This window comes from Sphingobacterium sp. UBA7631 (assembly GCF_002483935.1).
GTDB lineage: Bacteria > Bacteroidota > Bacteroidia > Sphingobacteriales > Sphingobacteriaceae > Sphingobacterium > Sphingobacterium multivorum.
Map to the genome: position 1 here is coordinate 309 of NZ_DLIX01000011.1, position 22,715 is coordinate 23,023.

Here is a 22,715-nt window from a genome sequence, read left to right on the forward strand (position 1 = left end):
TTTCCCCTTAACTGCCTGTAAGGGTGCGAGATTCTTTTTCATTTTAGGACGCAGCTATCCGAAGGAAGAGACGAAAAGAGTTTCCAGAGGGATTTCAGCACTGCCTGCAGCGGCAAACATAAGCAGCCAATACCGGGAACGAGATGCCGCGCGCAACTGATGGACGGAAGAATATCGGTAGGGCCGGAAAATTGTCCCGTCGGAAAGATCGCAGCGGAAAGACACCGCAATGCAGGATATAACAGGGGATAGGCGGATATCGGTAGGTCGGAAAGATGGCAGAACACAGGGCTCCGGAATACCTTCTTTTGCAGTCATACTTTCCTGCTTGTTTATTTAGTTTAGGGTTTAGTTTAGGTATAGTATAGGTTATAGCTAAGCAAACCCTAACTTATTACTAAGCTAAATATAAACAAAAGCTAACCTAAGGAATAAGAAGCTCTCAACTTTTCTTTATTTACTGGGGAAGCATGGCTCATTTAGGGCAAACTAGGGTTCCGCCTCGTGGACAGGGCTCCGGCTGCTGCGCAGGGCTTGCGGGAACCTTCGGCTCCCATCTCCACCTGCTTTGTACCATGCTCGGGGCAGATTTGCCCTGCAACCGTGTTGAGTCCGTGTTGAGTCCGAGTCTAAGCCCGCACTCACCCAGCTGCCAACACGGGCAAATGACGCTCCGAACGCGACCATATCCCCTGAATGCCCCGAAAAGGGGCCAATGGCGGAATGAACCGCAGCCGAAAAACTCCGCAGCGACGCTGCAACACGAAAACAACTCGGAAAAACACGCTATAAAGGCACAAAAGAATGCTAGGGCTCAGCAACGCATAAATACACACTTAGAACTCGCCTCTCCCCTAAAAGTTTATGTCCTATCATAAGGTAGGTATCAAGGTATAATTGAATCACAGCTAAAAACATCTTATTCAATTTAAAAGAGGATAGAAAGAATTTCTCACAGGAAGTTCATTCAGTTTTTAAAACGTCAAGACAATCACGAGATCCACAAGCTATACTCACTAAACACAGAAGCTCCGAATCATTCACTGCGATTCGGAGCTTCATTTGCGCCAGTTTACCTATCCTAGTCTCTTAATGCTGTAAGATCAGCCTTAGGCTTGGGTAGGTTCATGTTTTTAATTGCCAGACGACAGGCGTCAACCATTTCCTGCGTCATGGTATAGGTATACTTTCCATAATCGTCGTATTCCAAGGTACCAACGAAAAAGAATCCGTATTTATCAAAGAAATCCGTCAAATCCAATTTGGCCACTTCGCAGGCTGTTTTAACAAAATTCAGCTGATGGACGGCAGGATTACGCTCACCCATCATGCGATCTGAACTCCAATCTGAACGCTGTCTTCTTGGTTTACTCATATTCTGCTGACGGAAAGCCTCAAATAGATCAGCATAAAAATCGGGGCGTTTTCCCTCACCCTCAAAATAGAGCTGTAACTGCCAAAAAGGAATCAAACGATCGAATACATCCGGATCGGACAAATAAGAAATTCGTTTTTCAATAATATTGGTCTTCGCTTTCTCAAAATTGTTCTGTTCTGAAACCCGAGTTTTATTACCAAATGAACGTGTTACATATAAGGAGAACAGGTTGTTGCTCACCTCACCCAAACCACCCCAATTAAACATTGGACGTGTCTGGTGTACGTGGCCCACCTCATGACTGAAACCCCAGCAAGGATCTCCTTTAATCACCGATTCCGGCGTTACCACCATCTTCATCGCGTAACCAACTTTATCGCCCATATAGGCAACCCCATCACCATCACGAAACATGTAATAATTATAGTTCACCCGCGCGAGAATACGATTCTTCGGTACTTTATTATACTTCTCCAATCCCATTAAGCGATGTTGTCTATACACCAGTGAATCGTAATTACGAATTAGCTCGACGCCTTTTCCATAAGCATACTGCTTCAATGCCTCTATTGGATAAGCCGTCTGAATATGCTCACCTTTTGCGTCCATAATTGGAAATACAGCATGATCGATCAGACTATCCCACTCCTTATTTCCCTGTTTTTTAAGATCAAAGTAACCATTTACCTGCCCTGTCGGAAAATGAACTGTAATCGGGTTTTCCTTTTCAGGTTCCTCTGAGAAATAATCGATATAGGCTAAACTTCCGTAGTCCTCGAGCTGGATAATATTGACACCATTCTGCAATCTGAATTCCTGTTTTTCCAGTCCCCACCCTTTCGGGTCTTTTGTAGGTTCCTGCGGATTGGGAGCTTTTCGCAACCAATTGGGCACAACAAGGTTTACCTCTTTACCAGCTGCAATGCCGTCCACGATAACAATATGTTTCCCTTTGGGAAGATACACACCGGTCATATTTTCATATTTACTATAACCGTCCCCAATACTTAATTGATGCCCTAAAGTTGTCGGATTCAACAAGGCATAATAGGTTGCATATTTATACTCCTTATTATAGTTGCCATCAAGTATGGACTGCGCGACCCGGCGTAGTGTTGTATCAGCAATCTGATTGAGCTGTTTTTTCTTAATCCCCTTTTTTAGTTTTAACGCCAAAGGATCTTCGAATACAGCAAGATCAGCATAGGTTTGTTTAAAATCCTGAGCGGTTTGAGCTTTTAGATTGGCGCATAGCATAAGACCGAGTCCAACAGCAAGAAATTTTCTTTTCATCATTAATTAAGGTATTATATAAAAAATCAGTAAAACAGCTTAAAAATTAAGACAAAATTTACATCGCTAGCGTTGATGCAAAGAATAACTCAGGTGTAAAAACAAGTTTGTCATTACATTGAATTGCGGATTTAAGTTCATATTCGGTTGTAGGCTTTAATCCGACAATTCGTACAAGAGTAAGTTGTCCGATTCCAGGAAAATAAGCTCCTATTGAATTTATTGGATCCGTTTGGCGCCACTCTTGATTAGATCCTCTTTCTCTATATAATACTACTATGTTCACATTAATTCTATTATCAGTTGGATATAAAACAAATAATTCGCCATCTTCCATAAACAAATAGCTCCCATTCCTATCAATGACCGAAGGAAAACTGGGATAAGCCAATGTTGGAGGATAAGTGCATGATGCGCTACCTCCGGGCTGAGAAATATTCAGTATCGATGTTTTTGTAATTGGAGACATTGCGGATCCAGTCTTGGATAAATAGGAAACAGTAGCGACAACCGTATAGCTAAATCCCTTAATTCCATAAAATATCACATTTCCTCCTCCTGTCCCCAAAACACTATTCATAACAGTTCCATCTGTGCCGTTACAACTAACACTCACCTCAGTAACTACATAGTTTGGGTCAAAGTTGCTTAAGCTCACATTTGCAGTAATAGCTGTTCCTGTACTTGATGCCTGCAAAGTAACTGTCGGCTGTGTGAGCTGATTAGCCTTTAAAACTCGATTTGGAGAATCTACATTTTTTACAACATCGTTAACATCAGGCTTTGAACAACCTGAATTGATACCGATCAAAACACACAATAGGATAAGGAAATTAAAATTTTTCATAAAAATTTAAGTTTAATTAAAAAATATAAAAGGGTTATAATTTTCTGTTAGCAAAAAAGGGAGAGTATTAATTCACACTCTCCCTCTCAATATAGTCAGCTATAATCTAAACGCAATGCTTCCTACTTCGCCGTTGGATTTTTCGTCGCTTTCAGATGAAGCTCATAAATATACTTTCCGGCCTTATAAATCTTCGTATTAAACCTTATGTTAAGTTTTACAGGTTTATCATAAGTCAAATACTTCATATCTGTCGGCGGGTTCCAGTTTTTAGTATCCGCATAGTCTATTGATTGAATCCATTTCGATTGGATTCTGTAATAGCAGTTAATCCCATTTGACTGACTATCCCAATATACATCCGGAAATCTCACTTGCGCATAATCATAGACTACAGCTGTGTCTGTAACTGTTGTTTTATAAGCGAAAGTCGCTAAAGTTTTAAGGAAATCATTGCCAGATGGCCTTCTGTCCAAAGCACTACCCGGAAATAATGCTCCATTTTTGTCGTAAACCTTCAATACAATTTGATTTGGACCGTCTGCTACACGTTTAATATTTAAGGTCAAACTAGTGCTCTGCCCTTTGGTCTGATCAATCCATTGATCATCATAAGGGAAACGGATACCTGTTTCGCTATTTGCCTCAACCGCGATAAAGTAAGGAACATTTTCATAGGTATATTCTTTTACAGCAGACAACTTGATCGTTGTTATATTCTTATAATCTTTTGTACCTTTTGGATTTTGAACACGTAAATCAACCTCATACTCTCCAGTTGGGACATTATCAGTCGCTTGAGTGAACATAAATTGACCACTTTTTTCTAGAACAGTAAATGGCAATTTCTTCTCTATACCTCGTTTACTATTAATCAGTTCAAGTGTTGTATCTGTTTTCGGATCGTATTTCTCTTTCCAAACAGTAACATCATATTCCTTAAAAAAAGTTTCCTCCCTTTTTCCTGTCGCCTTATTACGGACATCCAATAGAGTGACAGTAAACGGTGGCGTTGAAGCATCTGGGATAATTCCAGTTGCTATATAAAAGGTTCCCTGATCTACAGCAATCGGATTTGATCCATAACGGATATTATCGCTCAAATAGCCAACCTCAATTTTCTTACAACCTACATACATTAAGGATGCCAATACGCCGATGTATGCAAATATCTTATATCTATTTTTCATATTAATACCAATTAATTTATCTTCTAAATGCCCAAATATGCTGGTTATTCAACACGTGTACTATGCCTGTCGTTGAAATAATACCTGATGTCTGACAGAGCAATTTGGTGTCATTCAGATTTGCTTTTCCTGAAGGATCAGATAATGAGCCATTTTTCATGACATCACGCTCACCGTAGATCTTGGTTAAATAGAGCAATTTAGGCCCTTGAGAAATGATACCATCCTCCAAATAATCTCCACTAGTTGATTTTTCCAATGTCACCAAGAGTTTTGTAGTTGGTTCTTGTGTCTGGAATATAGTTCCCGATTCAGTTAAATTATCCCGAACGATGCGATCAGAGAAAAGATAGACACTCATCGAATCCTGGAGCATTTTTTGTGGATAATATTTAAACAATGAATCCAGATTAAAGTTAAGTCGTTCATCTTTTTTACGCCATTCATTCTGTTTCGCTAACAGGAAATTACGAATGGAATAATTTGTAGGGACAAAAAAGGTTCCCGCGCTGTTGACTTTATCTTTTAATCCAGCTTTATCGATAATCATCAAGGTAGTATCGAATAAGTGCTGTGGATGTGATTTCAAGAAATCATAGGTTGTCATATTGACATGTGGATCACTGACGCCACCATCTATTACCGCTTCTTTTTTACAACTAAAAATTGTTACCAAAGCAATAATACTTAAATATATAAATGTATTTTTCATGTTGATTCACTTAATATTTGCCCATCCAATAAGGATTCTGAGAGATTAATCGGTTCGAGTTCAAAATGCTATTCTCGATTGGGAATAGATAACCTTTTTGTTCCATACGTGTAGCATCCATACTCCAGGAAGCCAACTGCACGAAAAGATTATTATTTTTCGTTTTCCAGGCATTTCGAACAATATCAAAATAACAATGACCTTCGCCAATCAATTCACGTTGTCTTTCTTTCAGTATATCTCGCTTAAGATTTGCTCCGCTACTGCTAATCATGGTTTTGGCTCCTGCTCTGCTTCTAATCGAATTTACCGCTATCAACGCTTCATTATCCTTTCCCAGCGCATTTAAAGCCTCCGCTTTTAACAAAACCATATCGGCCAATCTAAAAATCACCAAATTGCTTTCGATCCTAGGATCTGAATTGGTCGCCGCATTTTTGTAGACAATATCAGAATACTTCATCAGCGAATTAGTTTCCGAATTGGTAATATTTCTGAAGAAGTCCGTTCTTCTGGTGTCACCATCTTCCTCCTTACCATACATTTCCTCTAACTTTGTATTCGTCACATAATAGACTGGGACTGCCATTGGCATATTTACGTAAATACTATTACTTACCGTAATAAAGCCTACAGCCTGAGTAAAAACATCCAAACCTTGGTAGGAAGCGGATTCATTTTCTGCATCTTTATTTGTAAAGACGAATATGTTTTCTTTTGCACTCGCTTCTTTAAAAACATTACGTACATTTTCTTTTGCTTGCAATGTAAAAAGATCTGGACGATTGATGATGGAATCCGCATATGTTACAGTTTTCGCGTAGTCATTTTGCCAGGCAGTCGCATGTGTTAACAAGGCCAAAGCAGCAGCTTTATTTGCCCGACGACGACCTAGTCCGTCAACCCCTTCCCAAGTCAATAAACTTGAAGCTTTCTGCGCATCACTAACAATAAATTTGAGAATATCATCGGTTGAAGTCCGGCCAATCAATACCGCCTGATCAGCTGTTTCTGTCGGCTCAGTTTGTAAAGGAAGATCTCCCCAAACCCGTGTCATATAGAAATAGGAAAGTGCACGCATAAAGTAAGCTTCACCAAGAAGGTAGTTTTTGGTTCCAGGGGAAAATTTATCTTCCGAAATGTCCGGAATCCTCTTGATAATCAAATTAGCTTCATTTATCACACGGTACCAGTTTGTCCAGTTAAGTCCTCCCCCTTCCCGATAGGGCAATTTAAAGCTACCACTCGTATAGATATCCGAATGCAATGTACCCTCGCTGGTTGTCAAAATTCCAACAGGCGTATCTCCCCAAGCGAAAAAAGCTTGGTTTGTAACCATGGCCTTTCGGAATAAACTGTACATTCCCAGGGTTGCACCCGTAAAATCTTTTTCATTCTTCCAAAAAGTATCCGCATAGGTATCATTAATTAAATTGTTCTCCAATTGCTTGTTACATGATCCTAGAATCATAGCGGAGAAAAGAGTCGCGACTACTCCTATCTTTTTATATGTTATTTTTAAAATCTTCATATTGCTAGCTATTAAAATTCGAATTGAACACCTAAAGTATACTTCGATGGCAATGGATAACCGTCACCATAATCAAAGCCTCTCGCATCAACCATTTCGGCATCAACACCTGAGAATTTTTGGAACATGTGAACATTATCCACTGTACCATATAATCTGAGTGAATTAATTCCTAAACGATTCATCCAAGGATTTTGACCTTTATTGAAACGATATGCTAAGTTGATATTTTTGATGCGCACGTACCATCCTGGCTCCATAAACATCGATTGACCGGCTCTCCAAGCATACAATCCCATATATGGATTTGCCGCAGGGTATCTAGCCATATCGCCTTCTTGTTGCCAAAAATCATACTTGTCTAAATCTCCGATCGATGCTTTAGATAGATCCTTAGGGTTTCCATAGAAGAATCCATTAGACATACGGCGCGCAAAAGTACTGTTGATAATATCTCTACCGAAGGTAAACGTTGTCAAGACTTGTAAAGAAAAGCCCTTGTAAGTAAAGTTATTAGTAAAACCGCCAGTCACTTTAGGGTTGGGATCGCCGAAAAAGGTCATATCATTTTCACCAATGGCATCTGAAATTTTGTAATCACCATTCACATCTACCCAATTTGGGTAACCTGGTTTCAATGTCCCCCACTTTGTAGCACCTACCGCTCCAGTATATGGGTTTACAATAATGTCGTTGGATGAGCTGATGGCACCGTTCACAAGATAGCCATAAAACATATTCAAAGGTTTACCAACAACATACACCCCTTGACTATAATACAAATCTCGGTTACCGTTAGGCAATGCTGTAACGACATTTTTGTTAAATGATAAATTCAATTGTGGAATCCACTGAAACTCTTTACTTTTTTCAAATACTTTTCCCTGGATATTGATCTCTACCCCTGAGTTTCTAACCCCGGCAGCATTCGTAAACGTTTGCAAGTAGCCTGAATACTCTGGTATCCAGATTTGCAACATCTGTCCTGTTGTTGTTCTTACATAGGTATCAAAATTTACCGTAAGTCTGCCTTTTAATAGATATGCATCAAATCCAGCATTCCAAGTATCAGATTTCTGCCAGGTGATGTTATCATTGGTTATACCCGAATAGTTTGGAATAACTGCTGTGCTGCCGCCATAAGTATTTCCAGAGTTACCAGGATAAGATCCATCTCCAGCAACAAATGCATTATAGCGGTCATTATCACCGATGCTACTTTCATCGCCAGTACGTCCCCAGCTAGCACGCAATTTCAATTCATCTACCCATTCTTTGGATTCCATAAAGGGTTCTTCCGAGACAATCCATCCAGCACCTACAGATGGGAAGTATCCCCATTTGTTATTCTTACCGAATCTTGAAGAAGCATCCGCTCTCCATACGGCATCCAATAAATATCTACTTTTATAATCGTAATGAAACGCTCCGAGGAATGACAACTTTGCATAGGTCGATTGATCAGAATATCCATTCAGATTTTGAGAACTTACGCCTTTAATTACTTGAATATTGTCATTTGGGATATCCTTTCCTAGCAAATACAAGCCCTCATTTTTACGTGTCTCATATTCTTGAACTGCCGTCGCCGTAAAGTTATGTACATCATTTAAGGACTTTGTCCATAATAAAGAGTTGGTCAACAAATATTTTCTGTACTGGGTATAAGTGGATTTTGCGTAGGCTAAACCATCAGAGTTCAAAATAGATGGTGAAGCAAAATCATTTTTTGCCGTAGAATAGTTAATAATACTACGCGTGCTCAAACGGAAATCTTTTAAGAACGTATATCTTAATTCACCGACTCCACTTAGATCCACATTGATATTGTCGTTGCGCTGATAGTCATAGGGATTCACAATACTATTGATATCGTCCTGACTCATACCCAGTAATGATGTTGGCATATCCACTGGATTAATAGCAAAAACACTGCGGTATCTGTTGGTCTTCAAGAACTCCGTACTCCCTTTACCGTCCATCCGTCTGTTGGTCGAAGCCTTGAAGTTAGTCAGAAATTCCAATTGTTTGGTGATATTAAAAATCAAGTTACTTGTAAAAGAATAGCGCTTTAGACCAGTACTTTTTACAATTCCTTTTTCATTATACATCCCGCCACTGACCCTATAGTTTAAATTCTCGGTAGCCCCAGAAACAGAAAGGTCATAGTTCTGTACGTATCCAGATTGATAAAATAAGTCCTGATAATCATTGTTATTATTAAATGCCGGATTCAAACTATCTGTCAATAGCTGAGGTATCGTTTGAAGTTGAGCATCATTCGCAAACTTATAAATCAATTCCAGTTTCTTTCTTCTTTCTGCCGCACCGATCAGTGTAGCAACTGTTGCCGGTTTAGTCACATATCCTTGATAGGTATTTAGGCTAAATTTTGGACGTCCCAGCTGACCACGCTTAGTCTTGATCAAAATAACACCGTTGTTTGCTCTCGCTCCATATAGCGCTGCTGCGGATGCATCCTTCAAAACGTCAACAGACTCGATATCATTGGGGTTTAGACTTGCAAGAAAGTTGGTTCCAGTAACATTAAAACTTTTGATTTCATCTTCTGATGTAGGAATTCCATCAATGACATACAGTGGGTTACTCGTCAAATTGTCGGCGTCAAAATCATTATTGGAGCGGGGAATATTGGTATTTCCGCGGATAACCAAAGAGGTCTTCATTCCAGGTTGTCCGGTGAAGTTCTGAACGTTTACTCCCGGTAACTTTCCTTGCAGCAAGACGTCAATACTTGCAGCAGGAAGATTTTCAATATCTTTGCTAGTCACACTCGCAATCGAACCTGTACTTTTTTTACGATTGATTGTTGTATATCCTGTCACAATCGCCTCTCCAAGTTCGTTGCTTGATTCAACTAGATTCACCGAGACATTTTGTCTCCCCCCCAAAGCGATCTCCTGCGTCTCAAATCCAACGCTTTTGACAACCAGAATATCATCTGATTTGGCTTGAATTTCAAATGTTCCCGTACCATTGGTCGAGGTGACAGATTTTGCGTTATTTTTAATAAAAACCGTTGCCCCAGGCAGAGGTCGATTATTGTTTAGTACTTTTCCCGTTATTTTCGTTTGTGCAAAAGCGAATAACTGGAACAGCATTAGGCTAAATAGAAGCGGGATTATTCTCGTCCACTTCCTTTTGGTGTAGATGTCCATTTCCATAAATTGGGTTTGGTTTATAGTGTTCTTTTCGACACTAAAATCTCCCAATTTATCAATATATCAAAACCTCGATTTTGCTAAAAATGGAGCTTTTGAAAACACAATCGATTGCGTTTTATTACGCAATCGATTTCGCTATTTTCAAAATGTTAAAAAATCTTAATTTTTTTGTAACGTCAAAACTTTTTTCACGAAAAGTTTTGTATTTCGTCCACCTATGCGGTAATTTCTTAAATCAATTGCTCATCAAGGAAACTCCACCACATACGTCCGGTTATCCCGAAAAGTATTGTACGTACTTTTTCCAACTTGATTGATAACATAGCCGTAGCCACGATTGGGACCATTGGATAAGCTGTTGTTGCAGATATGTTTGAGCCTTACACCGGGTTTTACCGGAACTTCCACCGAACTTTCGATGCGTATCGGATTGACCAGCACATCATATATTCCAAATGCATAAGCCTCATGCTGCACCACTTCATCGGCAACTTTATAAGCTGCAAAGCCGTCGCGTGTCCCCGCCTCACTTCGATAGGCCGCCTGATTCGGCGCATCATAGGGGCTTTCACATTGAAAGAAATAAGCACGGCCATAATTACCGGTCCAATAGGTTTGATATTCCTGAAAATGTTCATTGAACAAGGCATACATGGTCATATAGTCTCCATTGACCACCAAACCATTGCGTGTCGTATTGATATCCCAGCCAACACTGCCCTTCACCCCATGATCGGCACGCCATATCCAAAAGTGATCACCGATCACATCATTACTATTGATAATAACCGATTGATCGACATGAACTTTGTCGGCTCGAAATCCGCCAATACGCAGAAATAGATCAGCCAGCAAGGTTGGGTTACTGTCATGTCTTATCCCGCTCTTTTTCTGACCCACCTGGATCAAACTATGGGAGCTATAATGTGCATCAAACATCAATGAAGCAACAGTAACACCCGCGACATCATCAACATCAATTGCCGTATGCTGATTTGCTGAACCAGGTATCAAGGTAGCCAACCCAAGTCCAAGTATGATGGTATTGGCCTTGCTGACATGAAGAGGTTCGGATAACTCATACATCCCCGGCGTAATCAGCAAATGCTTGCCGCGCCGCAATTGTCGGTTCATTTCCGCTGCTGAATCGCCGGGCTTAACAACATAAAAATCCTTCTCCACATCAATAATATCTCCCGCCCCCATATTGTTCCGCGTATAGGATACACCTTTATGATTATGTTGTAATGCCGGGCGAAAAACCTTATAACGCCCATCCTCATCAAAAAATAAAAAAGGCTTCTCGCGAATTATAGGTGTTGTTGAAATCACTGTCACATTCCCGCCTGCTGCCCAATTATTTTGATAGCTATTTTTATCGACAGAAGGCCCAAAATCGACTCCCTGAAAGCAATAGTTGTATTTAATTTCCTCAAACTTCCCTCTTCCTTTGTTTAGAAATGAGTTTCGTGTATACCACTGCTGCTGATTTTTGGAACCTGCTGCCGCTTCAAAATAGCAGTCCGCAGTATAACCTCCACTAACCCATCCATTTGCCCATTGATTGCGCACCACTCGTGTGGAATAAATACGACGTAGTGGGGCAGCTTGGGAAACCGCCCATTTAAATGTTTGCTCTTCCTCGTAGCTCTCGGGACCAATAACAGAAAGATTTTCGGCAGCACGCCAGAATGTACATGTCCCATTCCCATCGGCAAGATGAGGCGGCGTATGTATATTTGAAACCGCAACATCATAAGGCACTTTGCCCAATCCAGCAATCTGCACATAAAAAGGAATCTTAAATAGTCCTGCCGACTTGTAGTCCCCCGACTTGAAAAGTATGGCATAACGATTGGGACTGAATTCCTGTCCGAACATCTGCTCATGGAGCTGATTGACTTCTCTGCCGACAAGCTCCTGATGATCTGTTGGACTATAAATCAACGTATTTTCACCAAAAAGCTGGAGTTCCAAACTCAATCGTGCAACAAACTCTCCTTTTACCGTCTGGATTTCATAATAGTAGTCGTATGGACTACCTTCAAGCACTTGATCCATAAATTTGGTCTGCGTGACTTTGGCAATAGTTTGATAATCGCCCAGCCTGCCCAGGCTCCGCCGGATCAGAAAGGGCCCTTTCATCTTTTTATCGATCAGCCGTTTACTGAAGTTAAGGCCTATTCGTCCTTTTTGGATGAAGACTTCTGGACTGCCTGCTTGGGATTTATCTTTCACAGCAGCGGCTTGCGACCTGCCTTTCGCCGCAGCTATTTCACCTAGGCTATGTGGACTTTCCGCGAGTTCACGTGGATCAGGCTCATGTGCCACGACGGCAGTTGCTGTAGTTCTATGCTCCCCGGCATAGGTTGCTTTACTTAGATTAGCGCTTGTTTTTGCAAGAGCAGGCTGTATCATCAACACCGCTACAACAGGCTTAATATAGTTTCTAAATGGCTGCATAAGTTTCATTTTTTATGGGTTGACTGACTGGTTTATCTTTTTTAATCGGATCGCATTTAGCATCGGCTCACCTTTCTTACGAATAAAAGAAATCGCCAAGTTGCCTTCGCCGTTCACTTTCAGTGGAAATTTTCGACGAAGTACCCTAAATACCCCGACTTCACGCCGGACATTGACATCGGTAGCAAGAGCACGGTCGCCAATACGGATGTCAAAAACGCGATCTATCCCCTTTTGATCCTGTTTCTTCTCCCGTTGCTCGAGATCATACAAGAGATTCTCCTTATCATTCGGACCGTCCAATTCGGCAAAGAACAATTCGATCTCGTAATCGCCATTAGGCAGATCAAATCGGTAAGATTCCAGTCCCTGCAATTGTGTTTGGAAGAGCGGATCATCTCCTGTACCTCTAATATTTACATCGGTCCCCAGGTTTTCCCGCCCTGTATTTTTCAGACGATACTTTTCGCCTTTAACATACCCCCAGCTTCCTCTTTCATAAGGCTGATCCGGGAACCACCGGTTTCCTAACGAGTCAGTGTATTCCCGATTGTCACCAACATTGATGCGGAGTTCCTGCCATTCTTTATCCCTCTTCAGATCATAGGGTAATACCTCACAATCCAACATGGATTCATCCATACCGCTTAATTTTCCGTTATGGAAAGCCCGTGCTTTCACGGTATGTGATCCACGGCTTAGACTTACAGGCCATATGACCATCCGATCCACAGGCTTTCTTGCGCCCAACGACACAGCATCCAGCAGGAGCTCCACGGAATCAGCATTACTGAATATGGGTAGCTGCAGCCATCCGGAGCCTAGCAAGGCAGAGTCAGCATCAGTCCGCACGCCCCATTTTTTCCCGTGCGTGACACCTATCTTAATAAAAGGTTCGGGTCTTAGATAAGCCTGATAAAGGAAATAGGTGTTTTTTTCTTTCCTATCCCAAGTCAACAGACCTTTGGTATTGATATGCGGCATACTTTCTTCGCGGGTTTCGGAATTAAAATCGGATAGATTCCAGGCCACTCCACCAGCGACAAAGGGTTTCTTGATTAATTCGTTGAGATAGCCCTGGTGATACCGGACTGCATACTCCACACTTTTGTCAAAACGTATCGGTTTATCGGCATGTATGCGATAATCCGCATCCGCGCCATATTCGGTAACCAGGAGCGGCTTGTCGGGCAACTGCTGATGAATATGTTCTAGCTGTCTCCCAAAATCAGCAATTTTACCTCCGTACCAGCCCGGATACAGGTTCCAGCCCACAAGCATCGGGATTTTGGTCAGTCCTGTCCGATGATAGAGCTCAAAATTGCCATGGTTGGCAATCATGGTATAGCGGGTTGAATCTTCGTTACGGGTGAGTGTTTCCAATTGCTGCGCCAATGATACCACCGATTTAAAATATTTTTCCTGACGGTCTTTATCTTTCGGAAAATGAGGCCGAAGAAAGATTTCATTCATATAGCCCCAGATAATGATGCTTGGATGGTTAAAATATTGCCTGATCATCTCTTTCTGCATCTGAAAGCTGTGATCGGCAAAAGCAGGACTTTCTGAAATCTCATTCACAAGTGGAATTTCTACCGATGCCAACAGTCCCAAACTGTCACAGGCTTTCAGCACGGCAGGATCCTGCGGATAATGTGCTACTCGCAAGAAGTTTCCGCCCATTGCTTTTAACTTCACAAGATCCTGTACTTGCAGGCTATCGGGAACAGCATTGCCCATCCCTTTAAAATCCTGATGCCGACTTGCACCGATTAGTTTCAGTGGTTTCCCGTTTAAAAAAAAGCCTTTTTCGGGATCGAATGAAAACCAGCGGAAGCCCACGGAATTATCCAGACGGTCCAGCTGCCGGCCCTTGGAATCATAAATCCGCGTTATCAAACGATACAAGTACGGCAGCTCTGGCGACCACAATCTTGGCTGCTCAATTTGAACCATGTTCAGTTGGAAATTGCTGTGTGAATGGGGTTTCAGCGTTTCTTTCTGCCGTACTTTTTTTATCGTCACCCCATCGGCATCAACAAGCGTAGTTTCAATCAAAACCGCTTGCTGAGATGCTGAAGCATTCTGAATAGCTGCATCAAGATTAATCGTTGCATTTTCTCGTGAGTCAATCTTTGCATTTACGCGCAAACCACTACTTCCGTACTCCGGATCAGCAAAATGGATCTGACCCAACAGGAGCAAAGACACCTTTCGGTAAATACCACCAAAAAATGTAAAATCGCCACTTAATGGCGCAATATCTTGGTTGAAGCGGTTGTTGACTTGAATGGCGATGGTATTCCGTGCATTTTCCTTTCGGTACAAATAATCTGTAATATCTGCATTGAAAGCCGTATAGCCCCCACGATGGGCTTTTACTTCCTTTCCATTGACCAATATAAGTGCTTCCTGATTGGCTGCCCCCACATGAAGTACAATTCGTTTATTTTGCCAGCTCGTTTTCCAACGTAAGGTATTTTGGTATTGCGTGGCACCGCGATAGTAGCCTGGTGTATCGTCCATGACATCAGCAATATTCCAGCTGTGTGGAAGGTTCACGGTTTGTTGCTTTTGCTTCGCTATCCGGCCCACGGAATCAGCGTATTTCCTGAATTTCCAGTTTGACGAGAAATCAACTGAAACTCTTCCCTCCAATACGGTTTGCGCATGTACGTTCCACGATAAAAATAGACAGCCTATAGCGCATAGGTTGATAAGTTGTTTAAATAAAATATTCATGTATAGCATTTATGTTGGTCGATCCAGTGCCTGCAGCACCAATCTCGTCCAACCTGATTTTTCATTTTTTTTATGTCTTTTACCACTTGTTGTCAAGATATCTTTTACCTTGCTGGCATAATTCCAGCAGGTACTCTGCCGAATACCCAATTTCTGCGAAAGCTTATAGGAAGAGATGTCACCCTGATGGAAATGGACGAGATAAACCAGATAAAAAGCTTTATTAATTGGAATACGGACGTTTTCAAAAATCGTATTGTTCAACACAGATTCTTCATAGGTACACTTGGTGCATCTTCGGCTATAGGGTGTTTTCCCGGCACAATAGTTATCGTACCCACACTTTATACAACGATATTCTTTTTTCCATTTCAAATCGGACAAAACCTTATAACAGGTCTCCTTATCCGGATATTTTGCCCCAAATTCTTCAAAATTCATTTCCTTGGAAAGCACCCGGTCATCGGTAATCCGCTCAATATTGGTCTGCAAGTTTTTATTATCCTTGGTCAACAACTGGTTCATGCGGCCAATTTCTTCCGACTGAGCCCATAATAGGCTATTCATCTCTTTCAGTTCGCGATTCTGATCATTAATAATTTCGGATTTCTCAAGCAGTTCTTTTGATTTCTGCATCACCTCCAGCGTGCGCTCCTGCACTTTCCGTTCGAGGTCCCTGTTGTGCTTCTCCTGGAGTTTCTCGTTGATCTGCATCTGTTCAATAACTCTCTTTTGTGCCCGTTCTTTCTTGCTTTTCAGGAGCCGAACTTTATCATGAATCGCGAATGAGAGAAAAGTCATCTCCAACACAAAACCAAATGTGATGCTATAATGCCCGATCGAACTGGGTATAAAACGCGCATAGCCCAATACATAGACTACTTTCAACACAAAGCCCAGGAAAAGAAACGTATAAGCGAGCACGAAATACCGGGCTGGACGATAGTTTTTCTTCCAAAGCCATATCCCAGAAAAAAAGGCAACTGACAAGGGAACGACCTCAACAAATTTGTAGATAAACCAGTTCTGATTAAAACCTAAACAGTAGAGAAAGAATGCTATTCTCAACATAATGACCAGATCCAACAAACGATTTAATTTGGGTTCTTTTTGCTTTACATGAAGCAGGGATTTCGTAAATAACAAGGCAAACACACTGACACAGCAGACAAAAACTGCTGTTGCGTAATGATTGAACCAAGGATTTTCGGGCCATAGGTACTGAAAAGCGATACCGTCCGAAGACATCTCATATAACCCTACGCATAATATATAGAGGACATAATATAGATATTGGCGTCCTCTAACAGCAAAATACATGAGTAAATTATTGAAACTAAACAGAATGATCATCCCATAGAACAGGCCGAACGTAAAATATTCAGTCAGCGTATATTGAACAAAACGATCTAGTGTACGATAGACCAAAATTACGTTGACCATCTGTCGCGATCGCACCTTAAAATAAGCCTCGTAAGTACCTTTTGGCAATGCAGGAATTAGAAATTCAAAATTCTTGTGCATAAATTGCCTATTCTCGAAATCGATCGAAGCGCCGGCCTGATAATGGACAAAACCGCCAGTTCCATTAGGAATAAATGCCTCCACGATATCGGCAGTTTGATCGAATAATTCAATAACCCGGTCGCGGGTTATATGTTGATCAAAAGACATTCGCACCCTAAACCAATAGGTTGAGGATCGATTGAAATTTTTGGGATAGTATCGCTCATTAGGTTTAAATTGTTGCGCCTGTTCCGGTGATCGTATTGCTGCAAACGACAGGGCGTTGCTGCTATCTTCAAGGTAGTATACTTCTGCGGTTTTAAAAATATGTTCGGCTGTACCGGGCAACAGCGTAATAGGGTTTTGGCCAAATAGCAATGCCATTTGAAAAAACAATATCAATAGCGCAAATCCCCGTATTTTCATTCTTCTTACAGTATACATAGCTCGTCTCGCCTCTTTCTTTGGTTATTTATAACCGGATAGGCATTCGTATTCGGAAACGCATCCTATCCGGTTTTAGAAGATCAAAATAACAAAATTATCAGAAAGCATCTAGTGCTCATTTACAAGCCGACCATCACTCTTAATCAACAATCTTATCGAGCGGCGGCACATTGTTCTCTGCTCCCGCATAGCCTTGGTTTTGATTGATCATCCCGTTGGTATTAAACCGTTGCGCGGATGCGGGCACAGGCCATAGCACATGGTATGGCGCAATTTCATAATGTACACCCTGCACCGTGGGAACCTTGTTGCGATAAAAGGAATTTTTTTCAATAATACGGTCGTAAAAGAAATTTTTTTGCGAGAAATTGGCCATGCTATATGTTTTGCCATTATAAGCTGGAATACCGGCCTGCGCAAAAATATAGGCGATACGTGTCAGCTCGGTTTTACGCGCTTCCTCCCAAAATAACTCTCTTGCCCGTTCATCCAGTACGGTACCAATATTCACTTTTGCTGCATTTTGTAAGAGTTCAGCATTTGCGCGCCCACGAACGGCATTGATATCTGCCATAGCCTGCGCCTGTTGACCTTTCCAGATGTAAGCTTCTGCGCGTAATAAATACGTTTCTGCCAACCTGAATACATACCAGTCCGTGTTTGTTCCGCGCGGTGGATTCCAATTTGGATCTTCGGCATATGGATTGGTCGAATTGATAAAGACCTTGTAATGCGGCCAGCCAAACCAGTGCCGAATGGTATCCAACGAACCGTTGGTAAATACCTTATCGATATTTTGGCTCGTAAACTGTTGGATGGGTTTCCCATAAAGGCTACTAATTGCAGGATCTTTCGAGGCCTTGATGGCTGGATTGTTATACACCAGATCGGTCATATCCATCCACATCCCCTTTGCATGCCGGTAATCTGTATTATCTGTCCATATTTCTTTGGTGCTGTAGTACGTACCCCGGTAGCGGCCAATACCACGGCCGTACATTCGTGTCAGTGGGATCTCTGCATTCACGGCGTCGACAATCGCCTGGAGACCTCCCTGTGGGATTTTCAAATTTGCAAAATGCCAAGCCGGAACAGTATTCCGCATCAACTGAGACCCCAGGTCCGTACGCCCCTGCAATGTCTGACGGTCGATTACCAAAAATAGCGCTTCTTTATTGGCTGGTATCGCTTTATTATCCATGCGATGCAGATCCCAAACGACATTTTTTGTCAGGTCTGCAGCGGTACTGCCGAAACGGCTCTTCATTAAAGCATATTTACCCCCATCAATCACTCTACTGCTCGCAACTATAGCACCATCGAAGTCACCTAATGCCAGATCTATTTTTGCTAACAGATGGTTTACTGCACCATTGGTCACATCCCCCTTATTGCCGCCATCTTTCACCCATAGTTGCGCAAATTCCAAATCCTCTTTCATCTTTTTCAGAATGACCTCTCTTTTGGTCGAATAGAAATCGTATTTCGGTGCCGAAAGATCTTTCAGCTGCAGGGGCACATCGCCAAATTCGTGCACTAATCTGTAATAAAAATAAGCGCGATAAAAATAGGCTGCTCCCAGGATTTCATTTTTTTGAGCGTCCGAGCTGTAGGTTGGGCGGTCGATGTTGCTAATAATGGTATTTGCCGAACGGACCGCAGCGAAAAAGTTTGTCCAATACCAACCTATTTTATTAAAGTCATCACTATTGAGATTGGCATCGGGAGTAATCAAAGAGACCAAATTCTGCGCCGGTGTAGCCTTATCAGTCGTTCCTTCCACAGCGACATCTGAAAATATAGATTCAGACAACATGGGAGCAGCGTCACCAAAGAATTCGCCCCGCGCTGCTTTTCCCAAAGCATTCAAGACTCCTTTAAGGGCATCGACGTTGTTTAGGTTATCTGGAGAATATTGTGATAGCTGATCGGAGTCGAGAAAACTCTTTTTACATCCATTTGTCGCCAACAATGATATTGATGCGACAACGGCCGCTACTTTTATAGTTATTTTCTTCATGTTCTTGATTTGATTAAAGGGATACATTCAAGCCTAGTGTATAATAGCGTGGTGTAGGTCCATCATTCTGCGGATCCCAATAGTTCCAAACTGGCGCATATACCGCCGCATTGTTTACATTGACATATACTTTAAGATTTCTTACTTTCATGCGTTCGGAAAGCGCTTTTGGCAAAGAGTAAGCGAGGGACACATTATTCAACCGAATAAAACTGTTTTTCCAATAAACATTAAAGCTGGTTCCGTTGGCACCGCTACCCAAACGTGCATAGTCATTTGTCGGATTTTCCGGTGTCCAATAGGGTTGAATGTAAGATGTGGAACGCATAAAACCAACACTTCCGGGGTTGTTCTTTGCCTGGTTGAATTGTTTTTTCTGCCCCCAATTGGAAATCAGCTGAAAGGAGAAGTCTATATTTTTGAAGATATTGAACTCATTGCGAAGCGACCATGTAAAGCGGGGCGAGCGATAACCGATAAATTGTTTATCATCGTCATTGTACACATAATCACCGTTGACATCCTCGAGCTTGAAATCTCCCGGGCGAATGCTCGCCTTCGTATACTTTTTCGCCTCCTCAACCTCATTTTCCTGCCATACCCCTAAGACTTTGTAATCCCATATCACATCAATATCTTGCCCAATAAACCAGCCATTCCCCGGATCATCATTGGCTGTTGCCAGGCGAGAAATCTTATTGCGATTTAAGGAAAGAATAAAATTAGAATTCCATTTGACGTTCCCATCGACAATATTTCGACTGGTCAAACTGAGTTCGAGTCCTTTATTTTTCACTTCGGCCAAGTTGGAATAAACAAATTGGTAGCCAGACACACTGGAAAGCGTCTGTTTGACCAAAAGATCATTTGTCTTTTTGCTATATACATCGACCGATCCACTGATCCGATCTTTTAAGATCGAGAAATCCAAGCCTGCATTGAGTGAAGTTGTTTGTTCCCATTTGAGGTTTTCATTGCCCATTCGTGAACCGATCACTACGGTATTGACCTCGGCAGGAGTACCGTTGGCATCCACTGTCTGATATTTATTGACCGTCAGTTGCGATAATGCAGCATAGGGATCTACAGTTCCATTATCTGGATTACGTAGATCTCTATTCCCGTTGATACCATAGGAGAGACGCAATTTACCGTAGTTGAGCCATGAAATATTTTTCATGAAGGACTCCTCCGTGAAGGTCCATGCTCCAGCCACCGCTGGGAAGGTCGCTCTTTTACTGTTCACCCCAAATACCGAGTATCCGTCGCGACGCACCGATAATGTTAAATTATAGCGATCCATAAGGCTATAATTAACGCGGGCCATCAGTGCATCGCCGGTATATACCTTGTCTTCACTATTGACAGTCGGCAGATTTCCACTGGCAAGATTATGGTAGCCAAGGTAGTCTCCAGGCACAAATCCCTGATTAGCCGCCTGCGTCCACCAGGTCTGGTATTTCTCGGAATTGGCCAAAAGTGTCACGTCTACGTTATGGACTTCAGCAAACTTTCGGTTCCATTTCAACAGGTTATCGATCTGCCAGTTGTAGCGTGTTTCCTGATCGCGGCTTGCCGAACCACCCACAATGGTCACATTGGGATTGGCGGAGGAGTTATGGTTAAACGTACGATACATATCGACTCCAGGGCTAAAATTAAACTGATAGCTAATGCCAAAAGGCAGATTAACCTTAGCAAAAAGACTTGCAAAAAGGGTATTCTGCTTGTTCATCCGTTCATTGTACGTCATATTCAAGAAGGGGTTACGCGCATTCAATCCACTATCGTCTGTCGGTATTCTTCTCAATGTACCATCGGCGTTATATTTATCACCATAGGGGGATAAATTTGTCAACTGGGCCCAATCGGCTTCAATTGCCCCCTCATCGCGGTCAGCATATTGTACATTAGCACCCATGCGTAAGAAGTTCGTCACTTTTCCCTCGAGATTCAAGCGGGCGCGAAATGTACTGAACTCACCTCCTTCAATCAGATTTTGATTTTTATTATAGCCGACTGACATGTAGTAATTGACATCTTCTTTTCTTCCGCTCATACTGACGGTATGATCCTGACGGATCCCGGTTCTGAAGATCTCATCGTACCAATCAATCGTCTTACCGGCCATGTAATTGGCTTTTTCATTCGCGACAAGACCAAGTCTATCTAACCAGATATCGACAGGGTCTAAATCTTTATTCCCCCCCGAAAGCCATTGCTCAAAAGTTACATCAGCGGGGAGGTTTCGTGGATCGTCATAAAAATAGGCAGGTTTGGTTCCTCCAGCGCGGCCTACATCCGCCCGCCATTGTAGGAAATCAGGTCCCTTATACACGCGCTGGTTCTGTGCAAGTGTTGCTAATCCCCAATTGGTATTAGCTGTTAGCAGAGGTTTATCGCTCGTTCCTTTCTTGGTCGTAATGGCAACAACACCCGTAGCAGCTTTCGCTCCGTAGACGGCCAATGAACTGGCATCCTTCAACACGTCTATGGTCTGTATATCGTTGGGATTAATATCAGCAAGCTGTCCATTGTAGATGATTCCGTCCAACACGATCAAAGGTGAGGTTGATGCACTTAATGTCGTCTTACCCCGTACCAACAGATCTCCGCCTCCTTTCGCAGAAGTATTTTGTGAAACACTCAAACCAGCAATGTTGCCTTTCAGTAGATCCGAAACACTCTGTGGATTCTCGTTTTCCAATTGCTCGGCCTTTACACTTGCGATAGATCCAGTGACATCCTTTCGGGAGGCTGTTCCATAGCCGATCACCACCACTTCGGTCAACTCGGTATTGCCGGGCTCAAGCGTTATATTTAAGGATGTCTGTCCGTCAACATCCTGTTCTTTGTTTAGAAAACCTACGCTTGAAAGCACAATGACTGATTTGGGATAAACGGGTAGAGAAAACCGCCCCTGATCATCTGTTGTAGTTCCCCCGGAACGATTTTTTAGTTTAATGGATACCTGTGGAATTGGCTTCCCCTGCCTATCTACCACTGTACCGCTGACTGTCCGATTTTGTGCATTTGCCATATAAGTGCATGCAATTACACTTGAAATCAAGAGCGTTAATTTTTTGGCCATAATTTATGGGAATTTAGCGTTCAAATAATTGTTAATTGGGTTATTTATGGGAGCTAAATTAATTCGATTGAATCAAAAAAACAATTAAAATAAACCATAACAATCTATAAATTAGATAGTTACAAAAATATGTAATACACTTAAATCTCAAGTACTTCAACAAGTAACTGATTGAATGACAAAGTCTATCTGCCGTAATGACTGGAGGTTTTAATACGGTTAATCAGCAAGATTTTTTTTGCAGATTTTTTCTGCTGTACAGCGATCCACACGGAGCAATGGGGCTAATGAAAAAGAAAAAAGGGGAAAT

Annotated in this window: 11 protein-coding genes; all 11 read right to left on the reverse strand. The window is 41.9% G+C overall.

What is annotated here, in order from left to right:
* Positions 1–1,081: 1,081 nt before the first annotated feature.
* Positions 1,082–2,674 (reverse strand): M60 family metallopeptidase, encoded by a 1,593-nt coding sequence (locus tag B3P16_RS22445; RefSeq protein WP_286844415.1) that lies wholly within the window; start codon positions 2,672–2,674, stop codon positions 1,082–1,084.
* 55 nt (positions 2,675–2,729) lie between these two features.
* Positions 2,730–3,518, reverse strand: coding sequence for a hypothetical protein (locus B3P16_RS22450; protein WP_286844416.1), 789 nt, complete (start codon positions 3,516–3,518; stop codon positions 2,730–2,732).
* A gap of 122 nt (positions 3,519–3,640) precedes the next feature.
* Positions 3,641–4,708: a DUF5007 domain-containing protein gene (locus tag B3P16_RS22455; RefSeq protein ID WP_286844418.1), complete on the reverse strand. Its 1,068-nt coding sequence runs from the start codon at positions 4,706–4,708 to the stop codon at positions 3,641–3,643.
* Positions 4,709–4,724: 16 nt separating this feature from the next.
* Positions 4,725–5,420 (reverse strand): hypothetical protein, encoded by a 696-nt coding sequence (locus B3P16_RS22460; protein ID WP_286844420.1) that lies wholly within the window; start codon positions 5,418–5,420, stop codon positions 4,725–4,727.
* 10 nt (positions 5,421–5,430) lie between these two features.
* Positions 5,431–6,951 (reverse strand): RagB/SusD family nutrient uptake outer membrane protein, encoded by a 1,521-nt coding sequence (locus B3P16_RS22465; RefSeq protein WP_286844421.1) that lies wholly within the window; start codon positions 6,949–6,951, stop codon positions 5,431–5,433.
* Positions 6,952–6,962: 11 nt separating this feature from the next.
* Positions 6,963–10,136, reverse strand: a complete 3,174-nt coding sequence (locus B3P16_RS22470; protein ID WP_286844423.1) for a SusC/RagA family TonB-linked outer membrane protein — start codon at positions 10,134–10,136, stop codon at positions 6,963–6,965.
* A gap of 246 nt (positions 10,137–10,382) precedes the next feature.
* Positions 10,383–12,599 carry a coagulation factor 5/8 type domain-containing protein gene (locus B3P16_RS22475; protein WP_286844425.1) on the reverse strand — a complete coding sequence of 739 codons (2,217 nt, stop codon included), beginning with the start codon at positions 12,597–12,599 and terminating at the stop codon, positions 10,383–10,385.
* Positions 12,600–12,611: 12 nt separating this feature from the next.
* A complete protein-coding gene (locus B3P16_RS22480; protein WP_286844426.1) occupies positions 12,612–15,341 on the reverse strand; it encodes a glycoside hydrolase family 2 TIM barrel-domain containing protein in 2,730 nt (909 codons plus the stop codon).
* 9 nt (positions 15,342–15,350) lie between these two features.
* On the reverse strand, positions 15,351–17,231 hold the full coding sequence (locus tag B3P16_RS22485) for a 7TM diverse intracellular signaling domain-containing protein (protein WP_286844428.1): 1,881 nt from the start codon (positions 17,229–17,231) through the stop codon (positions 15,351–15,353).
* Positions 17,232–17,433: 202 nt separating this feature from the next.
* Positions 17,434–19,314, reverse strand: coding sequence for a RagB/SusD family nutrient uptake outer membrane protein (locus B3P16_RS22490; protein WP_286844430.1), 1,881 nt, complete (start codon positions 19,312–19,314; stop codon positions 17,434–17,436).
* Positions 19,315–19,327: 13 nt separating this feature from the next.
* Positions 19,328–22,405 carry a SusC/RagA family TonB-linked outer membrane protein gene (locus B3P16_RS22495; protein WP_286754015.1) on the reverse strand — a complete coding sequence of 1,026 codons (3,078 nt, stop codon included), beginning with the start codon at positions 22,403–22,405 and terminating at the stop codon, positions 19,328–19,330.
* Between the last annotated feature and the right edge of the window lie 310 nt (positions 22,406–22,715).

Coding starts and splice junctions, on each gene's coding strand:
- B3P16_RS22445 (WP_286844415.1), bottom strand. CDS start 2,674: ATGATGAAAAGAAAATTTCTTGCTGTTGGACTCGGTCTTATGCTATGC.
- B3P16_RS22450 (WP_286844416.1), bottom strand. CDS start 3,518: ATGAAAAATTTTAATTTCCTTATCCTATTGTGTGTTTTGATCGGTATC.
- B3P16_RS22455 (WP_286844418.1), bottom strand. CDS start 4,708: ATGAAAAATAGATATAAGATATTTGCATACATCGGCGTATTGGCATCC.
- B3P16_RS22460 (WP_286844420.1), bottom strand. CDS start 5,420: ATGAAAAATACATTTATATATTTAAGTATTATTGCTTTGGTAACAATT.
- B3P16_RS22465 (WP_286844421.1), bottom strand. CDS start 6,951: ATGAAGATTTTAAAAATAACATATAAAAAGATAGGAGTAGTCGCGACT.
- B3P16_RS22470 (WP_286844423.1), bottom strand. CDS start 10,136: ATGGAAATGGACATCTACACCAAAAGGAAGTGGACGAGAATAATCCCG.
- B3P16_RS22475 (WP_286844425.1), bottom strand. CDS start 12,599: ATGCAGCCATTTAGAAACTATATTAAGCCTGTTGTAGCGGTGTTGATG.
- B3P16_RS22480 (WP_286844426.1), bottom strand. CDS start 15,341: ATGAATATTTTATTTAAACAACTTATCAACCTATGCGCTATAGGCTGT.
- B3P16_RS22485 (WP_286844428.1), bottom strand. CDS start 17,231: ATGGCATTGCTATTTGGCCAAAACCCTATTACGCTGTTGCCCGGTACA.
- B3P16_RS22490 (WP_286844430.1), bottom strand. CDS start 19,314: ATGAAGAAAATAACTATAAAAGTAGCGGCCGTTGTCGCATCAATATCA.
- B3P16_RS22495 (WP_286754015.1), bottom strand. CDS start 22,405: ATGGCCAAAAAATTAACGCTCTTGATTTCAAGTGTAATTGCATGCACT.